At 59.1% G+C, this 15,005-nt stretch carries 16 protein-coding genes; 4 read left to right on the top strand and 12 right to left on the bottom strand.

Annotated elements, in window-relative coordinates; translation table 11 throughout:
• Position 1: 1 nt before the first annotated feature.
• From rplB to AADW23_RS05595, 3 genes are all read right to left on the bottom strand, one after another.
• Positions 2–844: a 50S ribosomal protein L2 gene (gene rplB, locus AADW23_RS05605; RefSeq protein WP_341863542.1), complete on the bottom strand. Its 843-nt coding sequence runs from the start codon at positions 842–844 to the stop codon at positions 2–4.
• 257 nt (positions 845–1,101) lie between these two features.
• Entirely contained in the window at positions 1,102–1,770 is a 669-nt protein-coding gene (locus tag AADW23_RS05600; protein ID WP_341863541.1) for a hypothetical protein, read from the bottom strand.
• Between the two features lie 524 nt (positions 1,771–2,294).
• On the bottom strand, positions 2,295–2,753 hold the full coding sequence (locus tag AADW23_RS05595) for a hypothetical protein (RefSeq protein WP_341863540.1): 459 nt from the start codon (positions 2,751–2,753) through the stop codon (positions 2,295–2,297).
• Between the two features lie 211 nt (positions 2,754–2,964).
• On the opposite strand from AADW23_RS05595, the gene AADW23_RS05590 reads away from it, so the two are divergent.
• From AADW23_RS05590 to AADW23_RS05580, 3 genes are all read left to right on the top strand, one after another.
• A complete protein-coding gene (locus AADW23_RS05590; protein WP_341863539.1) occupies positions 2,965–3,864 on the top strand; it encodes an MBL fold metallo-hydrolase in 900 nt (299 codons plus the stop codon).
• A 10-nt stretch (positions 3,865–3,874) separates the two neighbouring features.
• Positions 3,875–4,255, top strand: coding sequence for a rhodanese-like domain-containing protein (locus tag AADW23_RS05585; protein WP_341863538.1), 381 nt, complete (start codon positions 3,875–3,877; stop codon positions 4,253–4,255).
• A gap of 135 nt (positions 4,256–4,390) precedes the next feature.
• Positions 4,391–5,323, top strand: coding sequence for an MBL fold metallo-hydrolase (locus AADW23_RS05580; protein ID WP_341863537.1), 933 nt, complete (start codon positions 4,391–4,393; stop codon positions 5,321–5,323).
• An 86-nt stretch (positions 5,324–5,409) separates the two neighbouring features.
• Here AADW23_RS05580 and AADW23_RS05575 read toward each other — a convergent pair whose 3' ends face one another.
• The 5 genes from AADW23_RS05575 to rpsJ all read right to left on the bottom strand — a co-directional run bounded on the left by AADW23_RS05575 (position 5,410) and on the right by rpsJ (position 8,719).
• Entirely contained in the window at positions 5,410–6,471 is a 1,062-nt protein-coding gene (locus AADW23_RS05575; RefSeq protein ID WP_341863536.1) for a transporter substrate-binding domain-containing protein, read from the bottom strand.
• A gap of 180 nt (positions 6,472–6,651) precedes the next feature.
• Entirely contained in the window at positions 6,652–6,948 is a 297-nt protein-coding gene (locus AADW23_RS05570; protein WP_011453710.1) for a 50S ribosomal protein L23, read from the bottom strand.
• The gene (rplD, locus tag AADW23_RS05565) at positions 6,945–7,565 is read right to left on the bottom strand and encodes a 50S ribosomal protein L4 (protein WP_341863535.1); all 621 of its coding nucleotides are present in this window, start codon (positions 7,563–7,565) and stop codon (positions 6,945–6,947) included. Before rplD ends, AADW23_RS05570 begins: the two co-directional genes overlap by 4 nt.
• Positions 7,562–8,392: a 50S ribosomal protein L3 gene (gene rplC, locus AADW23_RS05560; protein WP_341863534.1), complete on the bottom strand. Its 831-nt coding sequence runs from the start codon at positions 8,390–8,392 to the stop codon at positions 7,562–7,564. Before rplC ends, rplD begins: the two co-directional genes overlap by 4 nt.
• A 15-nt stretch (positions 8,393–8,407) precedes the next feature.
• A complete protein-coding gene (rpsJ, locus tag AADW23_RS05555) occupies positions 8,408–8,719 on the bottom strand; it encodes a 30S ribosomal protein S10 (protein ID WP_011453707.1) in 312 nt (103 codons plus the stop codon).
• Positions 8,720–9,025: 306 nt separating this feature from the next.
• Here rpsJ and AADW23_RS05550 point away from each other — a divergent pair, with 306 nt between their 5' ends.
• Complete coding sequence (locus AADW23_RS05550; protein ID WP_341863533.1) at positions 9,026–10,288, top strand: hypothetical protein; 1,263 nt, start codon at positions 9,026–9,028, stop codon at positions 10,286–10,288.
• Positions 10,289–10,601: 313 nt separating this feature from the next.
• Here AADW23_RS05550 and tuf read toward each other — a convergent pair whose 3' ends face one another.
• From tuf to rpsL, 4 genes are all read right to left on the bottom strand, one after another.
• On the bottom strand, positions 10,602–11,777 hold the full coding sequence (gene tuf / locus AADW23_RS05545; protein ID WP_341863511.1) for an elongation factor Tu: 1,176 nt from the start codon (positions 11,775–11,777) through the stop codon (positions 10,602–10,604).
• A gap of 75 nt (positions 11,778–11,852) precedes the next feature.
• The gene (gene fusA, locus AADW23_RS05540; RefSeq protein ID WP_341863532.1) at positions 11,853–13,973 is read right to left on the bottom strand and encodes an elongation factor G; all 2,121 of its coding nucleotides are present in this window, start codon (positions 13,971–13,973) and stop codon (positions 11,853–11,855) included.
• A 93-nt stretch (positions 13,974–14,066) separates the two neighbouring features.
• A complete protein-coding gene (gene rpsG / locus AADW23_RS05535) occupies positions 14,067–14,537 on the bottom strand; it encodes a 30S ribosomal protein S7 (protein ID WP_341863531.1) in 471 nt (156 codons plus the stop codon).
• A gap of 12 nt (positions 14,538–14,549) precedes the next feature.
• Positions 14,550–14,921: a 30S ribosomal protein S12 gene (gene rpsL / locus AADW23_RS05530; RefSeq protein ID WP_341863530.1), complete on the bottom strand. Its 372-nt coding sequence runs from the start codon at positions 14,919–14,921 to the stop codon at positions 14,550–14,552.
• Between the last annotated feature and the right edge of the window lie 84 nt (positions 14,922–15,005).

The raw sequence follows: 15,005 nt of genomic DNA, 5'->3' as shown, positions 1-15,005 counted from the left end.
CTTAGCGCCCTTTCTTCTTGGCGTGCCTGCTGCGGATAATCAGCTTCTGGCTTGCCTTGTTCTTGTCGCGGGTGCGACGGCCCTTGGTGTCCTTACCCCATGGCGTAACAGGTGTACGACCACCGGAGGTCCGGCCTTCACCACCACCGTGGGGGTGATCGATCGGGTTCATGGCAACACCACGTACCGATGGACGCTTGCCCATGTGGCGGACACGGCCCGCTTTACCAAGGTTCTGGTTCGAGTTGTCGGGGTTCGATACCGCACCAACCGTTGCCATGCATTCCTGACGGACGAGGCGAAGCTCACCCGAGGACAGGCGGATCTGTGCGTAACCACCGTCACGACCAACAAACTGCGCGTAAGTGCCAGCAGCACGGGCGATCTGGCCGCCTTTGCCGGGCTTCAGCTCGATGTTGTGGACGATCGTACCGATCGGCAGGCCGCTGAACGGCATCGCGTTGCCCGGCTTGATGTCGGCTTTTGCGGAGGCGACGATCTTGTCGCCAACGCCCAGACGCTGAGGTGCCAGAACATAGTTCAGTTCACCATCTTCATAGCGCACGAGGGCGATGAATGCTGTCCGGTTCGGGTCATATTCGATCCGCTCGACTGTCGCCGGCATATCGAATTTCTTCCGCTTGAAGTCTACGATGCGATAGAGGCGCTTTGCACCACCACCAATTCTGCGCGCCGTGATCCGTCCGGTGTTGTTCCGTCCGCCCTTCTTCGTCAAACCCTGCGTGAGGGCCTTGACGGGGCGTCCTTTCCAAAGCTCCGAACGGTCGATCAGTACCAGCCCACGCTGGCCCGGCGTCGTCGGCTTATACGACTTGAGTGCCATGTTCACTGTCTTCCGTTTGCTTATGGGACCAAACGAACGCGCAACGTGCGTAAGGACCCGATGTTGTAGGCCCCCGTAGGTGCCCGGCTAGAACGCTCGCTTCGGGAGACCCTCCACGAACAAAAACAGAGCCCCGGACGAATCCGGGGCCACTGCCGATGGGGTCTGTTAGGGGGTTGGGGGGGAAGGGTCAAGGGAGATCAAGACCTGATGGTTCATCGCACCGCTTAGCAGAGACTCGACGTGCGCGCATTAAGCTAAGTAATTTCGTCGTCCACCATCAATTTCACATGTTTCTTTAGTTTCTTTATGGCCTTCTCCATGAAGAAGTGGAAACGAACTTCTCTCTTCTCCTCTTTAGTGAGGCTTTCGAACTCCCAAAGCATTGCCCTGATCTGAAGGTATTTTTCATCGCCCTCGTCAGTTCGGCGCGTGAATGCAAACGGAACTGAACCCAATACCGCCACAACAATTCCCGCCGTTGTTACAGTAAACGGATCAACAATTAGTCCTCGCTCTTCGAGCAAGCTGAGTTCCGATGTAAGTCTACGCTCGGCCTCGGGGATTTGCAGCTTCTTTGGGGCCGCTCCAAAATTCTTCCGAATTGATTGAAAGGAGCCGGGCTTTGAGCGGACATATTGCTTGCCTGCGTTAGAGAAATCAACTGGGTTGGCTTCACGAAACTCGGCAAAGTGTCTTCCAATGTACTCGTCAATACGCTCTAGGTCCGGCTTGAACTCCAGATTTTTCCTTTGCTCTAGGTGCCAGGTGTACGAAGCGAAAACTAGAGCCCACACATAAACAGATTTCCCAGTCAGCAAATGCGAAAATTGCTCACATTCGGGTTCATTCGACCAGTTGCTTGGGTTTGAAAGCGCAAGAACACCGTACCCAAAAGGAGAAATATCAACATCTTCGACGATCAAAGGAAACACTCCAATTTATGCTGTCTTCTGCCACGATAGGCAGTCCTCAGAGTATGTTAAACCCTTTAGGAACAGTGGCATCAATATTTCTCAAAATATGCACTTCAAAACCCCAGCGACGGTGTTACTAACAGAACCGCCATAATCGCACCGCTATCAATACGATCCCTGACCGTGTCAATTTCAGGTCTCACGACCAGCGCATCGACCGGGTGGATCGGGATCAGGAAGCTGTGTGACACGGATACTGCCACCGTCAGCAAAAGCTTCTTCAAGCTCGTCCAAATTGCGAGAGGAATTGCTTTCTAACACTCATCTTTAGACGAAAAAGCCCCGACCACCTATCAGGCGGTCGAGGCTCAAATTCTCAACCGTAAACGCGAAGCTTAGCGGTCCGCGCCCTCATCAACCGCTTTGCAGTCTTCCAGCGTCACGTAGGCTTTCGCCCCGTCATCACGTGCCCAACCGTCCCCGGAAGCGCTCTACCAAATACTCAACCGTACCAAACACCGCTCGTACCCGTCTCAGCGTAGCGTGATCGTCCCGACAACGTGGGTTTCACGCAATGGCATGGCCCGAAACAGTAACTCGGCGCCTGTCGTAGCAACACCTTCGCCGGTCGCCCCCTCGAACCTTCCCGTTCCTGCCACGATGGTCCAGACGTTCGACATCTGCGATGGGTGCACCGACCATCGCAGAGTAAACGTGTCCGCATCCTCCCCGACAATACAAATCCCGTCGACCGTGTTTCCACTGCTTCCGTCAAACCCCGCGCCAATGCACCGTATAGCACCGTCTTCCAGCGGACCCTCGACAACCTCGAAATATCCTTGGTTGTCTTGGGTGAAATATGTCCCATCGTTCAGCTGAAACACCTCTTGGTTAATCGGATAGATGATATCCAGCTCAATGCGCTCCTGTGCACAGGCGGCACTTGTTGCGATAGCCGCGACGACCATAGCCGTACCCAAAGCCCTATACATCGGATTCTCCAAATGGTTGTTTCCCCAGTCACACTACAGGTCCGTCGCACAAAACGAACAAATTTCACGATGGATGGCGGCGTCTGCCGCTCGTATCATCGTGCAAAGCGCCTGCACCCCATCCACCCGGCCCACCCCTCCCGGCAACGATTGCGAGGTTGAAGGGAACCCGCACGGCCCCCAAATCGTTAAATGAAAGGAGGCTCAGATCATGCAACTTTCGCGTACTAGCAAATCGACCGGCACCGGGTCGCCGGACGTCACCGGGTTCTATGACAAGGATACGGGCAGTATTCAGTATCTCGTGGCCGATCCGGACACCAAAAAGGCCGCTCTGATTGATGTCGTCCTTACCTTCGATCCCGAAAGCGCCGCCACCAACACCGATAGCGTGGATGACATCCTGCGGTTTGCGGACCATGAGGGGCTGGAGATCGAATGGATCCTCGATACCCACCCCCATGCCGACCACCTCATGGCCTCTTCGGTCCTCAAGGATCGCCTGGGTGTCGCCAATGCGATTGGCGAGAAGACTGTCGAGATCGCGGAGCTTTGGCGCGACTACTACAACCTGCCCGATGCCTTTGATGTCAAAGCTGATTTTGACCACCTTTTTGCCGACGGCGATACCTTTCAGATCGGCTCTCTGCCCGTGCGGGTCATGCTGTCGCCGGGGCACACCCTCGGCTCGATCACCTATGTCGTGGGCGGTGACGCGGCTTTCGTGCATGACACGTTCATGCAACCCGACGTCGGCACGTCACGCGCGGATTTTCCCGGCGGCACGGCAAGCGATCTATACGACTCCCTGCAAGACATCCTGGCGTTGCCCGATCAAACCCGGCTGTTCATCGGCCACGATTACGGCACCAACCAACGGCCCGAGCCCCAGTGGGAATCCACCGTTGCCGAGCAGCGCCGTCACAACGCCCATATCGGCGGCGGGCGCGACAAAGCCCCCTACGTCAAGCAACGCGAGGCCCGCGACCAGACGCTCGCCCTGCCCGACCGGATGCTCCATGTTCTGCAAATGAACCTGCGTGCGGGCCGTGTGCCTCCGGCCGAGGCGGACGGCCACAGCTATCTGAAAATCCCCCTGAACAAGTTCTGAGGAGAGCACCATGGAAACCGAAAACACTGAAAATGGCACTCTGGAGCATTGGACCCCAGCCGAGGTGAAAGCCGCCTTCGACAAGGACGAAATCATCCTGATCGACGTGCGAACCCCTCAGGAGTTCAACGTCGAACGCATCGAGGGCGCGCTCCTTGCGCCGCTGCAAGCGTTCCAACCGCGCCACATGCCAAGCCAATCGGAAAAACGCATCGTGTTTCACTGTGGGTCGGGGGTGCGGTCGGGCAAAGTCGCCAATCAATGCCTGGCAAACGGCTTCGGCAAGGTCGCCCACATGAAGGGCGGCTTCTCGGCCTGGAAGGACGCCGGATTTGACTACACCGGCACCGACATGGCCACCGGCGCGCCCAAGGTGATGCGCAAATCCTAAACACCCCGAATAGCCCCGACCGCATCGCCGCGATCGGGGCTTTCAATCTCTCAGCCCCCCCCTCGCGTAACCGTGACGCGCCTTGCACGCCTCGCTGCTCTATCCTCTGCTCCACACCCACACAGGAGCCTCCCCATGTCGCATCCCTCCCCCCACCTCACCCGGCGCACCCTTATGGCGGGCGCTGCCGCTGCGCCTCTTGCGGGGCTTGCAGCAACCGCCCGTGCCGAGGCGCCGATGCTTGGCAACAGCTTCGCGCAGCATCGCCGCTTCACCATTGGCGCATTTGAAGTCACCACCATCCTTGCAGGCACCACCCCGAGGGAGGAACCCCAGGGCATCTTCGGCATGAACGTGGACGCCGACACCTTTGCCGAGGTCAGCGCCGCTAATTTCCTGTCCCCCGACGTCTCGCAGTTCTTTTTCACCCCCACGCTGGTCAACACCGGGGATGAGCTGATCTTGTTTGACGCGGGCCTGAACGCGGCGGCGACCACGGCGGCGCTTGCCTCGGCGGGCTATACGCCCGATCAAGTCGATGTGGTGGTGCTGACCCACATGCACGGCGACCACATTGGCGGGCTGATGAACGATCGTGCGCCCACCTTCACCAACGCCCGCTATGTAACGGGCCAGACCGAGTGGGATTACTGGGCCGGGGCCGAGAACGGCGGGTTCGAAAGCAACGTACGGCCCCTTGCCGATCAGATGACCTTTATCGGCGACGGCGACGATGTGGTGACAGGCGTGACCGGCCTGAACGCTTTTGGCCACACGCCGGGCCATATGGTTTACCGCCTCGAAAGCAACGGCGCAGGTTTGGTGATTTTTGCCGATTTGGCAAACCATCCGGTCTGGTCCCTTGCCCGGCCCGATTGGGAGGTGCGCTTTGACGCCGACAAGGAAGCCGCCGCCGCGTCGCGTCGCAACATCCTTGGCATGATCGCCGCAGATCGTATTCCCGCCATCGGCTACCACATGCCCTTCCCCGCCATCGGCTACGTCGCGCCGGGTGTCGGCGATGCCACGTTCCATTGGGTGCCCGAAGCAGGCCAATTGGTCGGTTAATCGTCAGAGAAGAAAGCCCCGGTCGCGTGCCCTGCGATCCCGGGCTTGTTCACCGACGACCGAGGCGGGCTTCCCCGCGCAACCGTTTACGGCGCAGAGCCGAACCACTGTTGGCGCAGGTCTTGGTACTCTCCGGCCTCCGTCAAACGAAGAAGGACGCGGTTGACCGGCTCGCGCAGGTCACTGCCCTGTGCGAAGGCGATGCCGTAATCCTGGGGGCGGAACAGCCGCTCCAGCAGATAGGCCTGCACCCCCGGAGACTGCGTCAGGTAATATTCCAGGATCGGCCCATCAAAGACGACGGCGTCCAACTCCTCGGCCTCGAACGCGTCCATCAGGTCGATGAACGTGCCATAGCCCGTGTGGGTCACATCACGCTCATTCAGGAACAGGCTTGCGGTGGAGCCTTGGGTCGTCCCCACACGGCGCCCGCGCAGATCGTCTAGGGATTGGATCGAGCCGCTGATCGCCTCCACCGTCAGTGACGCCGTGATGCTTGCCACAAACAAGGATACGACGAACAGGCTCGAGACGACCATGACCACGGCCAGAAGGCGGCCCAGAACGCTGCGGGGAACGTTCACCTCAAACCCGCCATTGATGACAAGGTTCAGTGCCCACCAGAACGACGGGAACATGGCCTCGCGCGCGTTGTCCTTGAAGTAATCCTGATGTTTGCGTTCCAGCACCCACATCAACATGCCAAGCACGAACAGGATCCCAAACCCGGCAAGGATAAGGGCCAAAAGCTCCCACCGGAAAAGCACGTCCCAGATGCTCGCCCCTGTGGCGGCGCCCGATACGAGGATCTTCAAGCCGCTGCCAAAGATCGGGCGACTGAAATCCAGTACCGCCTCTCGCTCTGACGTGATGGAGATATTGGCCACCGCGCCATCGGCATCCCCATTGGCCACACCGTCCAGCAATTGCGAGAATTCTTCGACAAAGGTAAACCGCACCTCTTGGCCCATGGCGCTGGATATCTGCCGCATCAAATCAATGCTGAAACCCTCGGCGTTACCGTCCTCCAGATAAGAGAACGGGGGCCGGTCGATCGTCAGGAAGTGCAGGCCGTCGTCTTGCGCGTGGGTTTGGCCAACGGACAGCAAGCAAAACACAATCGCCAGGAGTGATGCGAGATAGCGCATGGAGAGGCCCTTCCTTCTTCGGTAGCCTTTATGGGTTAAGGCGACATGCCACCCAAGGAAAATATCCTATGGTACGGCAAACCCGCACCGTAGCAGGCGGCGCATGGGGGATATGAAAAACCCGCCAACCGGAAGGGCTGGCGGGTTTAAGATAGCAAATCGTGTCACAAGGGCGTGCGCTTACAGGCCAGTGCTCACGTCGATCGTGTTGCCTTCTTCCAGCGTCACATAGGCCTTCTTCACGTCCTTACGGGTGCCGAGCTGGCCCCGGAAACGCTTGACCTTGCCTTTGGTGATGGTCGTGTTCACGGCCTTCACCTTCACACCAAAGACGGCTTCAACGGCCTCTTTGATCTGTGGCTTGTTGCTGTCGATGGCCACTTCGAAGACCACGGCGCCGTTCTCGGATGCCATTGTGGTTTTCTCGGTGATCAGCGGCTTGCGGATCACGTCGTAATGTTTTGCGTCTGCGCTCATTTCAACCGAGCCTCCAGTGCTTCGACACCCGCCTTCGTGATCACGAGAGTGTCACGCTTGAGGATGTCATAGACGTTGGCGCCCATGGTTGGCAGCACATCGAGACCTTCGATGTTGCGTGCGGCTTGGGCGAAGTTTGCATCCACGTCGGATCCGTCGATGATCAACGCGCGCTTCCAACCCATCTCTTTGACCTGTTTGGCCAGAGCAGAGGTCTTGGCGTCGTCCATCGCGATGGACTCGATGATGACCAAACGGCCTTCCGCGGCTTTTGCGGACAGCGCGTGGCGCAGACCCAGCTTGCGGAACTTCTTGGTCAGCTCGTGGCCGTGGCTACGGGGCGTTGGGCCCTTGTAGACACCACCCCCACGGAAGATCGGAGCAGAACGCGCGCCGTGGCGTGCGCCGCCGGTGCCTTTCTGGCGATAGATCTTCTTGGTGGAATAGCTAACCTCGCGGCGCGTTTTCACCTTGTGCGTGCCAGCTTGTGCGTTGTTACGCTGCCAGCGGACGACACGGTGCAGGATATCGGCACGTGGCTCCAGCCCGAACAGGGCCTCGTCCAGGTCCACCGAACCGGCCTTGCCGCCGTCAAGTTTGATAACGTCGAGTTTCATGCCTCGTCATCCTTCTGCTCGGCTGCAACCTCGGCCTCGGCGGCCTCCATTGCGGCTTGCTCAGCTGCGGCTGCTTCGGCGGCTGCTGCTGCTTCTTCAGCTGCGGCTGCTGCGGCGGCCTCTTCGGCTGCTTTTGCGGCTTCTTCAGCGGCGGAACGGAGCGCTGCGGGCAGAATGGCGTTCTCGGGGAATGCCTTCTTGACCGCGTCCTTGACCGTCACCCAACCACCTTTGGAGCCGGGAACAGCGCCTTTGATCATGATCAAGCCACGATCGGTGTCGGTGCGCACAACCTGAAGGTTCTGCGTGGTAACACGGGCTGCACCCATGTGACCGGCCATCTTCTTGCCCTTGAACACCTTGCCGGGGTCCTGACACTGACCGGTGGAGCCGTGCGAACGGTGGCTGATCGACACACCGTGCGTTGCACGCAGGCCGCCGAAGTTGTGCCGTTTCATGGCACCGGCAAAGCCTTTACCAATCGAGGTGCCCGTGACGTCCACGAACTGACCCTCAAAGTAATGATCGGCGATGATTTCTTCGCCAACTTCGATCAGGTTTTCAGCATCGACGCGGAATTCCACAAGCTTGCGCTTGGGCTCTACGTTGGCCTTTGCGAAGTGACCGCGCATAGGCGCAGACGTCCGCTTGGCTTTTGCTGTGCCGGCACCAAGCTGAACGGCTGTGTAGCCATCCGTGTCAGTGGTTTTCTTGGCCACAACCTGAACTTTTTCCATCTGAAGAACGGTCACAGGAATCTGCTTGCCGTCTTCCATGAAGAGGCGGGTCATCCCGACCTTCTTCGCGATTACACCAGAGCGCAACATATCAGGTAGCCCTCCTTAAACCTTGATCTCGACATCCACGCCAGCGGCGAGGTCGAGCTTCATCAGCGCGTCCACGGTCTGGGGGGTCGGATCAACAATGTCCAAAAGGCGCTTGTGCGTGCGGATTTCCCACTGATCGCGGGACTTCTTGTCCACGTGCGGGCCACGGAGAACCGTGAACTTTTCGATCTTGTTGGGAAGCGGGATGGGCCCGCGAACCTGTGCGCCTGTGCGCTTTGCGGTGTTCACGATTTCCTGCGTGGAAGCATCGAGAACCCGGTAGTCAAACGCCTTGAGGCGAATGCGGATGTTCTGGCTGACTGCCATGTGACATCACCCTTTATTTAGGGCCTAGATCGGAGAGGAGGACCGGCGCTCATCGCAAACCCTCATCGCGTCTGTCGCACCAGAGGTGCGCGTAGATAGTTTCTGACCAACGAAAGAGGGCGCGCACTCGGCGCACCCCGTTGGACTAGCGCGCGTATAGGCGGAGTCGCCGTGGCTGGCAAGGGGTCTGTGCGCCGCGCGCCACTTTTCAGGAGCAGGGCGAAGATCGCTTGCTTGGCCGACGCCGGGATGAACCAATCATTAAGAGTTCTCTGCCAGCCTGTCGCCACATTGACAGGAGCCAGAATGGAACCTCAAACAAAGCTGGGAACAGCCGCCCTAACCAAGTTCGCTTACGAAGGTGTGGATCTTATCCCCTTTCGAGATGAGTTTGCCGCCCTGACCGCCCATGCGCAAACCCGTGCCGGAGCCTTGATGGATCTTTCCACGGTCGAGCAATTGCTTGGCAATCGGGCCAAGGGATTGGAACGACAGGCCGAGGCGCTGGCGTCGTGCCGGGTGTTTCGAACCCATCGAAGCAAGGCACCGCGCAAGACGCTTTTGGTCTATGCAGCATCCCTACATATGGGCGGCAATACCCCGGTGGAGTTCCTCCTCCAAAACGACACCTTCGATGTGGTCACCTTCTATCCCGACCTGGACGATTCCGACCTGCAAGTTCCGCCGCCCCACGATGTCGCATTCTGTGCGGCCCCCGCCGACGGAGAGGCGGCAGACAAGTTCTTCGCCACCGTACGCGCCATCAGCGCCCTTTGCGACACGACCGTCATCAACCTGCCCCCCATCCTCGTGAAGCCCAAGCGCGACCTGCTCCCCGATCTATTCGCAGACGTGCCCGGATTGCGCCTGCCCCAAACGGCGCTCTGGGCCCGCCATGACCTTGCCCGGGCGCTAAGGCAGGGCGAGCATGACTGGGGCAGCGTTGGCAGCTATCCTTTCGTGGTGCGCCCTGAAGGCTCCCATGCCGGGCACGGTTTGCGCAAGATCGAGACCCGCGAAGATTTCCTGAGCTACCTCTCCGACCGGCATGAGGAAGCCTTCTATGTGAGCGAATTCATTGACTATGCCTCGCCCACCGATGGCCGTTTCCGAAAGTACCGCATCATCGTCATCGACGGAAAAGCCTACCCCTGTCACATGGCAATCTCGGATCAGTGGAATGTCTGGTACATGAACGCGAACATGGCCGCGTCCGAAGAAAAGCGCCAGGAGGAAGCCGCGTTCATGGCTGGGTTCACGACGGGCATCGGGAAGCGCCACGCAGCGACTTTTGAGCTTCTGGCGGCTGCCCTTGGTCTGGACTACTTCGGCATTGATTGCGCCGAGGACGAGGCGGGCAACCTGATCCTGTTTGAAGCAGACAACGCATTGATCGTCCACGACATGGATTGCGAGCGCACCTTTCCCTACAAGAAGGCCCCGATGAACCGCGTTTTCGCAGCGTTTGAAACCCTGTTGTTGTCACGGTGCACAAAGGAGACAACCGCCGAGGTCGCGCCGCCCCGCCGCCGGCTGAACCTTCAGGCCGCGACTGAGAAAGCCGCCTGACTGCGGCGGATATCCAGACGGCTCATCCGCCGCCGCGCTTCTTCGAAGCGCAACGCCGTCTTCGCCGGTGTGGGAGTGGGTTAAGAAAGTGTTAACGCAGGACAGGTTTTCGTTTTGCATCAGGTGGTTAGGCGTTTGCTCAACCTTGAGCAGGGTCGAAAATAGCAAAAAAAGCCGGCCCAAGGGACAACCTTCACTGATCTCAAACGCGGTGCTTTTTGCCGATAAAAATCACCCACTCATGACAAAGGCCGCCCGAAGGGGCGGCCTTTGCATTACAAGGTTCGCGTTCCAGCCCGAGGGCTAAAACTGCTTACTCGATGATCTTTGCAACAACACCAGCACCAACGGTCCGGCCACCTTCACGGATGGCGAAGCGCAGGCCGTCTTCCATCGCGATGGGCGCGATCAGCTCGACGTTGAACTTCAGGTTGTCGCCCGGCATCACCATCTCGGTGCCCGCTGGAAGCTCAACCGTGCCGGTCACGTCCGTCGTGCGGAAGTAGAACTGCGGGCGGTAGTTGGCGAAGAACGGCGTGTGACGGCCACCCTCTTCCTTGGTCAGGATATACGCCTCGGCTTCGAACTTCGTGTGTGGCTTGACAGAGCCGGGCTTGCAGAGAATCTGCCCGCGCTCAACACCCTCACGGTCAACACCACGCAGCAGTGCGCCGATGTTGTCGCCCGCCTCACCACGGTCCAGCAGCTTGCGGAACATTTCAACGCCCGTGCAGGTCGTCTTGGTGGTGTCGCGGATGCCCACGATCTCGATCTCTTCGCCGACGTTGATCACGCCACGCTCAACACGACCGGTCACAACCGTACCACGACCCGAGATCGAGAACACGTCTTCGATCGGCATCAGGAACGGCTGGTCCACGGCGCGTGCTGGCGTCGGGATGTACTCGTCCACAGCCGCCATCAGCTTGGCGATGGAGTCTTTGCCGATCGCATCGTCGCGGTCTTCCAGAGCGGCCAGGGCCGAACCGGGGATCACAGGAATGTCGTCGCCAGGGTACTCGTAGGAAGACAGCAGTTCGCGGATTTCCATTTCCACGAGCTCCAGCAGCTCCTCGTCGTCAACCTGGTCAACCTTGTTCATGTAAACAACCATGTACGGAATGCCGACCTGACGACCGAGCAGGATGTGCTCGCGCGTCTGAGGCATAGGACCGTCGGCCGCGTTCACAACCAGGATCGCGCCGTCCATCTGGGCCGCGCCGGTGATCATGTTCTTCACGTAGTCGGCGTGGCCGGGGCAGTCGACGTGCGCGTAGTGGCGGTTTTCCGTCTCGTACTCAACGTGCGCCGTTGAGATCGTGATCCCGCGGGCCTTCTCTTCGGGCGCGCCGTCAATCTCGTCATACGCGCGGAAGTCACCAAACTGCTTGGTGATCGCCGCCGTCAGCGTCGTCTTGCCGTGGTCAACGTGACCAATCGTGCCGATGTTCACATGCGGCTTAGAGCGTTCAAACTTTTCCTTTGCCATGGGATGGCCTCCTTGATTTGATCTCGGGCGCGAGGGCCCAGTTGGGTGGGGCGGGCGGACAATCCGCCCCGCCGCTTAGGCGTATTTCGCTTGGATCTCGTCAGAGATGTTCTGCGGAACGGGTTCGTAGTGGTCGAACTGCATCGAGAACTGCGCGCGGCCCGAAGACATGGAGCGCAGGGTGTTGATGTAGCCGAACATGTTGGCCAGCGGCACGAAGGCGTCGATCGCGATGGCATTGCCGCGCGTATCTTGACCCTGAACCTGACCACGACGCGATGTGAGGTCGCCGATGATACCACCGGTGTAATCCTCTGGCGTGATGACCTCGACCTTCATGATAGGCTCGAGAAGCTTGGCGCCCGCTTTCCGCATCCCTTCACGCATGCCCATACGAGCTGCGATTTCGAACGCGAGAACCGAGGAGTCAACGTCGTGGAACTTACCGTCCAGCAGCTGCACCTTGAAGTCGATCACGGGGAAGCCCGCGAGCGGACCGCTGTCCATAACGGACTTGATGCCCTTCTCGACGCCGGGGATGTATTCCTTTGGAACAGCACCACCAACGATCTTGGATTCGAACGAGTAACCTTCGCCCGGCTCCGTCGGAGAGATGAGCAGCTTGACTTCAGCGTACTGACCCGAACCACCCGACTGTTTCTTGTGGGTGTAGGTATGCTCGACTTCGTGGCCGATGGTCTCACGGTAAGCCACCTGAGGCGCACCGATGTTGGCTTCAACCTTGAATTCACGCTTCATGCGGTCGACGAGGATGTCGAGGTGGAGTTCGCCCATGCCACGCATAATGGTCTGGCCGGATTCCAAATCAGTCTCGACGCGGAAAGAGGGGTCTTCTGCCGACAAACGCTGAAGCGCCATCGCCATTTTCTCCTGGTCCGCTTTCGTCTTGGGCTCAACGGCGATCTCGATCACTGGATCGGGGAACGTCATCGTTTCCAGAACAACGGGGTCGTTCTTGTCGCAAAGCGTGTCACCGGTCGTGGTGTTCTTCAGGCCACCCAACGCGATGATGTCGCCGGCGAATGCCTCTTCGATCTCTTCGCGGTTGTTGGAGTGCATCATCATCATCCGACCAACGCGCTCGTTGTTCTGCTTGGTCGAGTTGATCATGTTGTCGCCCTTGCGCAGCTGACCGGAGTAGATCCGGACAAAGGTCAAGGAGCCCACGAAGGGGTCGTTCATGATTTTGAACGCCAGGCCCGAGAAGGCCATGTCGTCGTCGGCACGGCGCGGGATGTTGCGAACTTCGTCTTCGTCGCCGGGCTTGAAGCCCATGTAGTCAACCACGTCGAGCGGGCTCGGCAGGAAGTCAACAACAGCGTTCAACAGAGGCTGCACGCCCTTGTTCTTGAACGCAGAACCGCCAAGAACCGGCACGAATGCCATGGCGAGTGTACCCTTGCGCAGCAATTCGCGCAGGGTCGCCACGTCGGGCTCTGCCGCGTCCATCAGGTAGGCTTCCATCGCGTCGTCGTCTTGCTCGACGGCGGCTTCGATCATCTTGGCACGCCATTCGTTGGCCATGTCCTGCAATTCGGCGCGGATCGGCGCCTTCACCCAGGACGCGCCCAGATCTTCGCCCTGCCACAGCCACTCTTCCATGGTCACGAGGTCAATCAGACCCTCGAGGTCATTCTCGGCGCCGATCGGAATACCGACTGGAACGGCGCGCGCGCCGGTGCGGTCTTCGATCATGTGCACGCAGTTGAAGAAGTCCGCGCCGACTTTGTCCATCTTGTTGACGAACACCATCCGCGGAACCTTGTAACGGTCGGCCTGACGCCAAACCGTCTCGGTCTGAGGCTCAACACCGGCGTTGGCATCCAACACGCAAACGGCGCCGTCAAGAACGGCCAGCGAACGCTCGACTTCGATGGTGAAGTCCACGTGACCGGGGGTGTCGATGATGTTGAAGCGGTGCTTCTCGGAATCGGCGGATTGGCCGTCTTCCGTGCGTTCCCAGAAGGTGGTGGTCGCAGCGGAGGTAATCGTGATGCCGCGCTCTTGTTCCTGCTCCATCCAGTCCATCGTCCCTGCACCATCGTGGGTCTCGCCCATGGTGTGGTTCTTGCCGGTATAAAACAGGATACGCTCGGACACGGTGGTCTTGCCCGCATCAATGTGGGCCATAATTCCGAAGTTGCGGTAGCGCTCGAGAGGATAATCGCGTGCCATGGGCTGTCCTAAGACTAAAGTTTAAACGGGGAAGCGGCCCCCGGTTGGGGCCGCCTGATCGCTTGTAACGCCGGGCGAACCGGCGCCAAAATATTACCAGCGGTAGTGGCTGAACGCGCGGTTGGCGTCGGCCATCTTGTGGGTGTCTTCGCGCTTTTTAACGGCGGAACCACGCATGTTGACCGCATCAACCAGCTCACCGGCCAGACGCTCTTCCATGGTGTTCTCGTTCCGGGCGCGGGACGCGTTGATCAACCAACGGATGGCCAATGCTTCGCGGCGCTCGGGGCGCACATCAACGGGCACCTGGTAGGTGGCACCACCCACACGGCGGGAGCGAACTTCCACGGCGGGTTTGATGTTTTCAAGCGCTTCGTGGAACACTTCCACGGGGGCGCGCTTCAGCTTGCCTTCGACACGATCGAAGGCGTTGTAAACAATCCGCTCAGCGACGGATTTTTTGCCGTCGATCATCAGGTTGTTCATGAATTTGGTCAGGACCATATCGCCAAACTTGGCGTCTGGCAGAACCTGGCGTTTCTCGGCGGCGTGACGACGTGACATCTGCTGCTCTCCTTATTTGGGGCGCTTGGCGCCGTACTTCGAACGACGCTGGCGACGATCTTTGACGCCTTGCGTATCGAGTACACCGCGCAGGATGTGGTAACGCACACCGGGAAGGTCTTTTACGCGACCGCCGCGGATCAGAACCACAGAGTGCTCCTGAAGGTTGTGGCTTTCGCCACCGATGTAGCTGATGACCTCGAAGCCGTTCGTCAGACGAACCTTCGCAACTTTCCGCATAGCCGAGTTCGGCTTCTTCGGAGTCGTTGTATAAACACGTGTGCAGACGCCGCGCTTCTGCGGGCAGCCTTCCATGTGCTGAGACTTGGAGCGTTTTACTTTAGGCTGCCGCGGCTTGCGGATCAGCTGTTGGATCGTTGGCATGGGGTCTCCCCGGTTTGCTCATCTTCATGTCTGGTGTCCCATGCGCGGCCAAACCACATAGACAACACCAAAACCGCGTGGTCC

The organism is Gymnodinialimonas sp. 57CJ19, assembly GCF_038396845.1.
Taxonomy (GTDB): Bacteria; Pseudomonadota; Alphaproteobacteria; order Rhodobacterales; family Rhodobacteraceae; genus Gymnodinialimonas.
This window is presented reverse-complemented; position numbering and strand designations above follow the sequence as displayed.

Excerpts from the sequence above, each read along its gene's own strand:
- rplB (WP_341863542.1), bottom strand. The coding sequence starts at position 844 with ATGGCACTCAAGTCGTATAAGCCGACGACGCCGGGCCAGCGTGGGCTG.
- AADW23_RS05595 (WP_341863540.1), bottom strand. The coding sequence starts at position 2,753 with ATGTATAGGGCTTTGGGTACGGCTATGGTCGTCGCGGCTATCGCAACA.
- AADW23_RS05590 (WP_341863539.1), top strand. The coding sequence starts at position 2,965 with ATGCAACTTTCGCGTACTAGCAAATCGACCGGCACCGGGTCGCCGGAC.
- AADW23_RS05585 (WP_341863538.1), top strand. The coding sequence starts at position 3,875 with ATGGAAACCGAAAACACTGAAAATGGCACTCTGGAGCATTGGACCCCA.
- AADW23_RS05580 (WP_341863537.1), top strand. The coding sequence starts at position 4,391 with ATGTCGCATCCCTCCCCCCACCTCACCCGGCGCACCCTTATGGCGGGC.
- AADW23_RS05575 (WP_341863536.1), bottom strand. The coding sequence starts at position 6,471 with ATGCGCTATCTCGCATCACTCCTGGCGATTGTGTTTTGCTTGCTGTCC.
- AADW23_RS05570 (WP_011453710.1), bottom strand. The coding sequence starts at position 6,948 with ATGAGCGCAGACGCAAAACATTACGACGTGATCCGCAAGCCGCTGATC.
- rplD (WP_341863535.1), bottom strand. The coding sequence starts at position 7,565 with ATGAAACTCGACGTTATCAAACTTGACGGCGGCAAGGCCGGTTCGGTG.
- rplC (WP_341863534.1), bottom strand. The coding sequence starts at position 8,392 with ATGTTGCGCTCTGGTGTAATCGCGAAGAAGGTCGGGATGACCCGCCTC.
- rpsJ (WP_011453707.1), bottom strand. The coding sequence starts at position 8,719 with ATGGCAGTCAGCCAGAACATCCGCATTCGCCTCAAGGCGTTTGACTAC.
- AADW23_RS05550 (WP_341863533.1), top strand. The coding sequence starts at position 9,026 with ATGGAACCTCAAACAAAGCTGGGAACAGCCGCCCTAACCAAGTTCGCT.
- tuf (WP_341863511.1), bottom strand. The coding sequence starts at position 11,777 with ATGGCAAAGGAAAAGTTTGAACGCTCTAAGCCGCATGTGAACATCGGC.
- fusA (WP_341863532.1), bottom strand. The coding sequence starts at position 13,973 with ATGGCACGCGATTATCCTCTCGAGCGCTACCGCAACTTCGGAATTATG.
- rpsG (WP_341863531.1), bottom strand. The coding sequence starts at position 14,537 with ATGTCACGTCGTCACGCCGCCGAGAAACGCCAGGTTCTGCCAGACGCC.
- rpsL (WP_341863530.1), bottom strand. The coding sequence starts at position 14,921 with ATGCCAACGATCCAACAGCTGATCCGCAAGCCGCGGCAGCCTAAAGTA.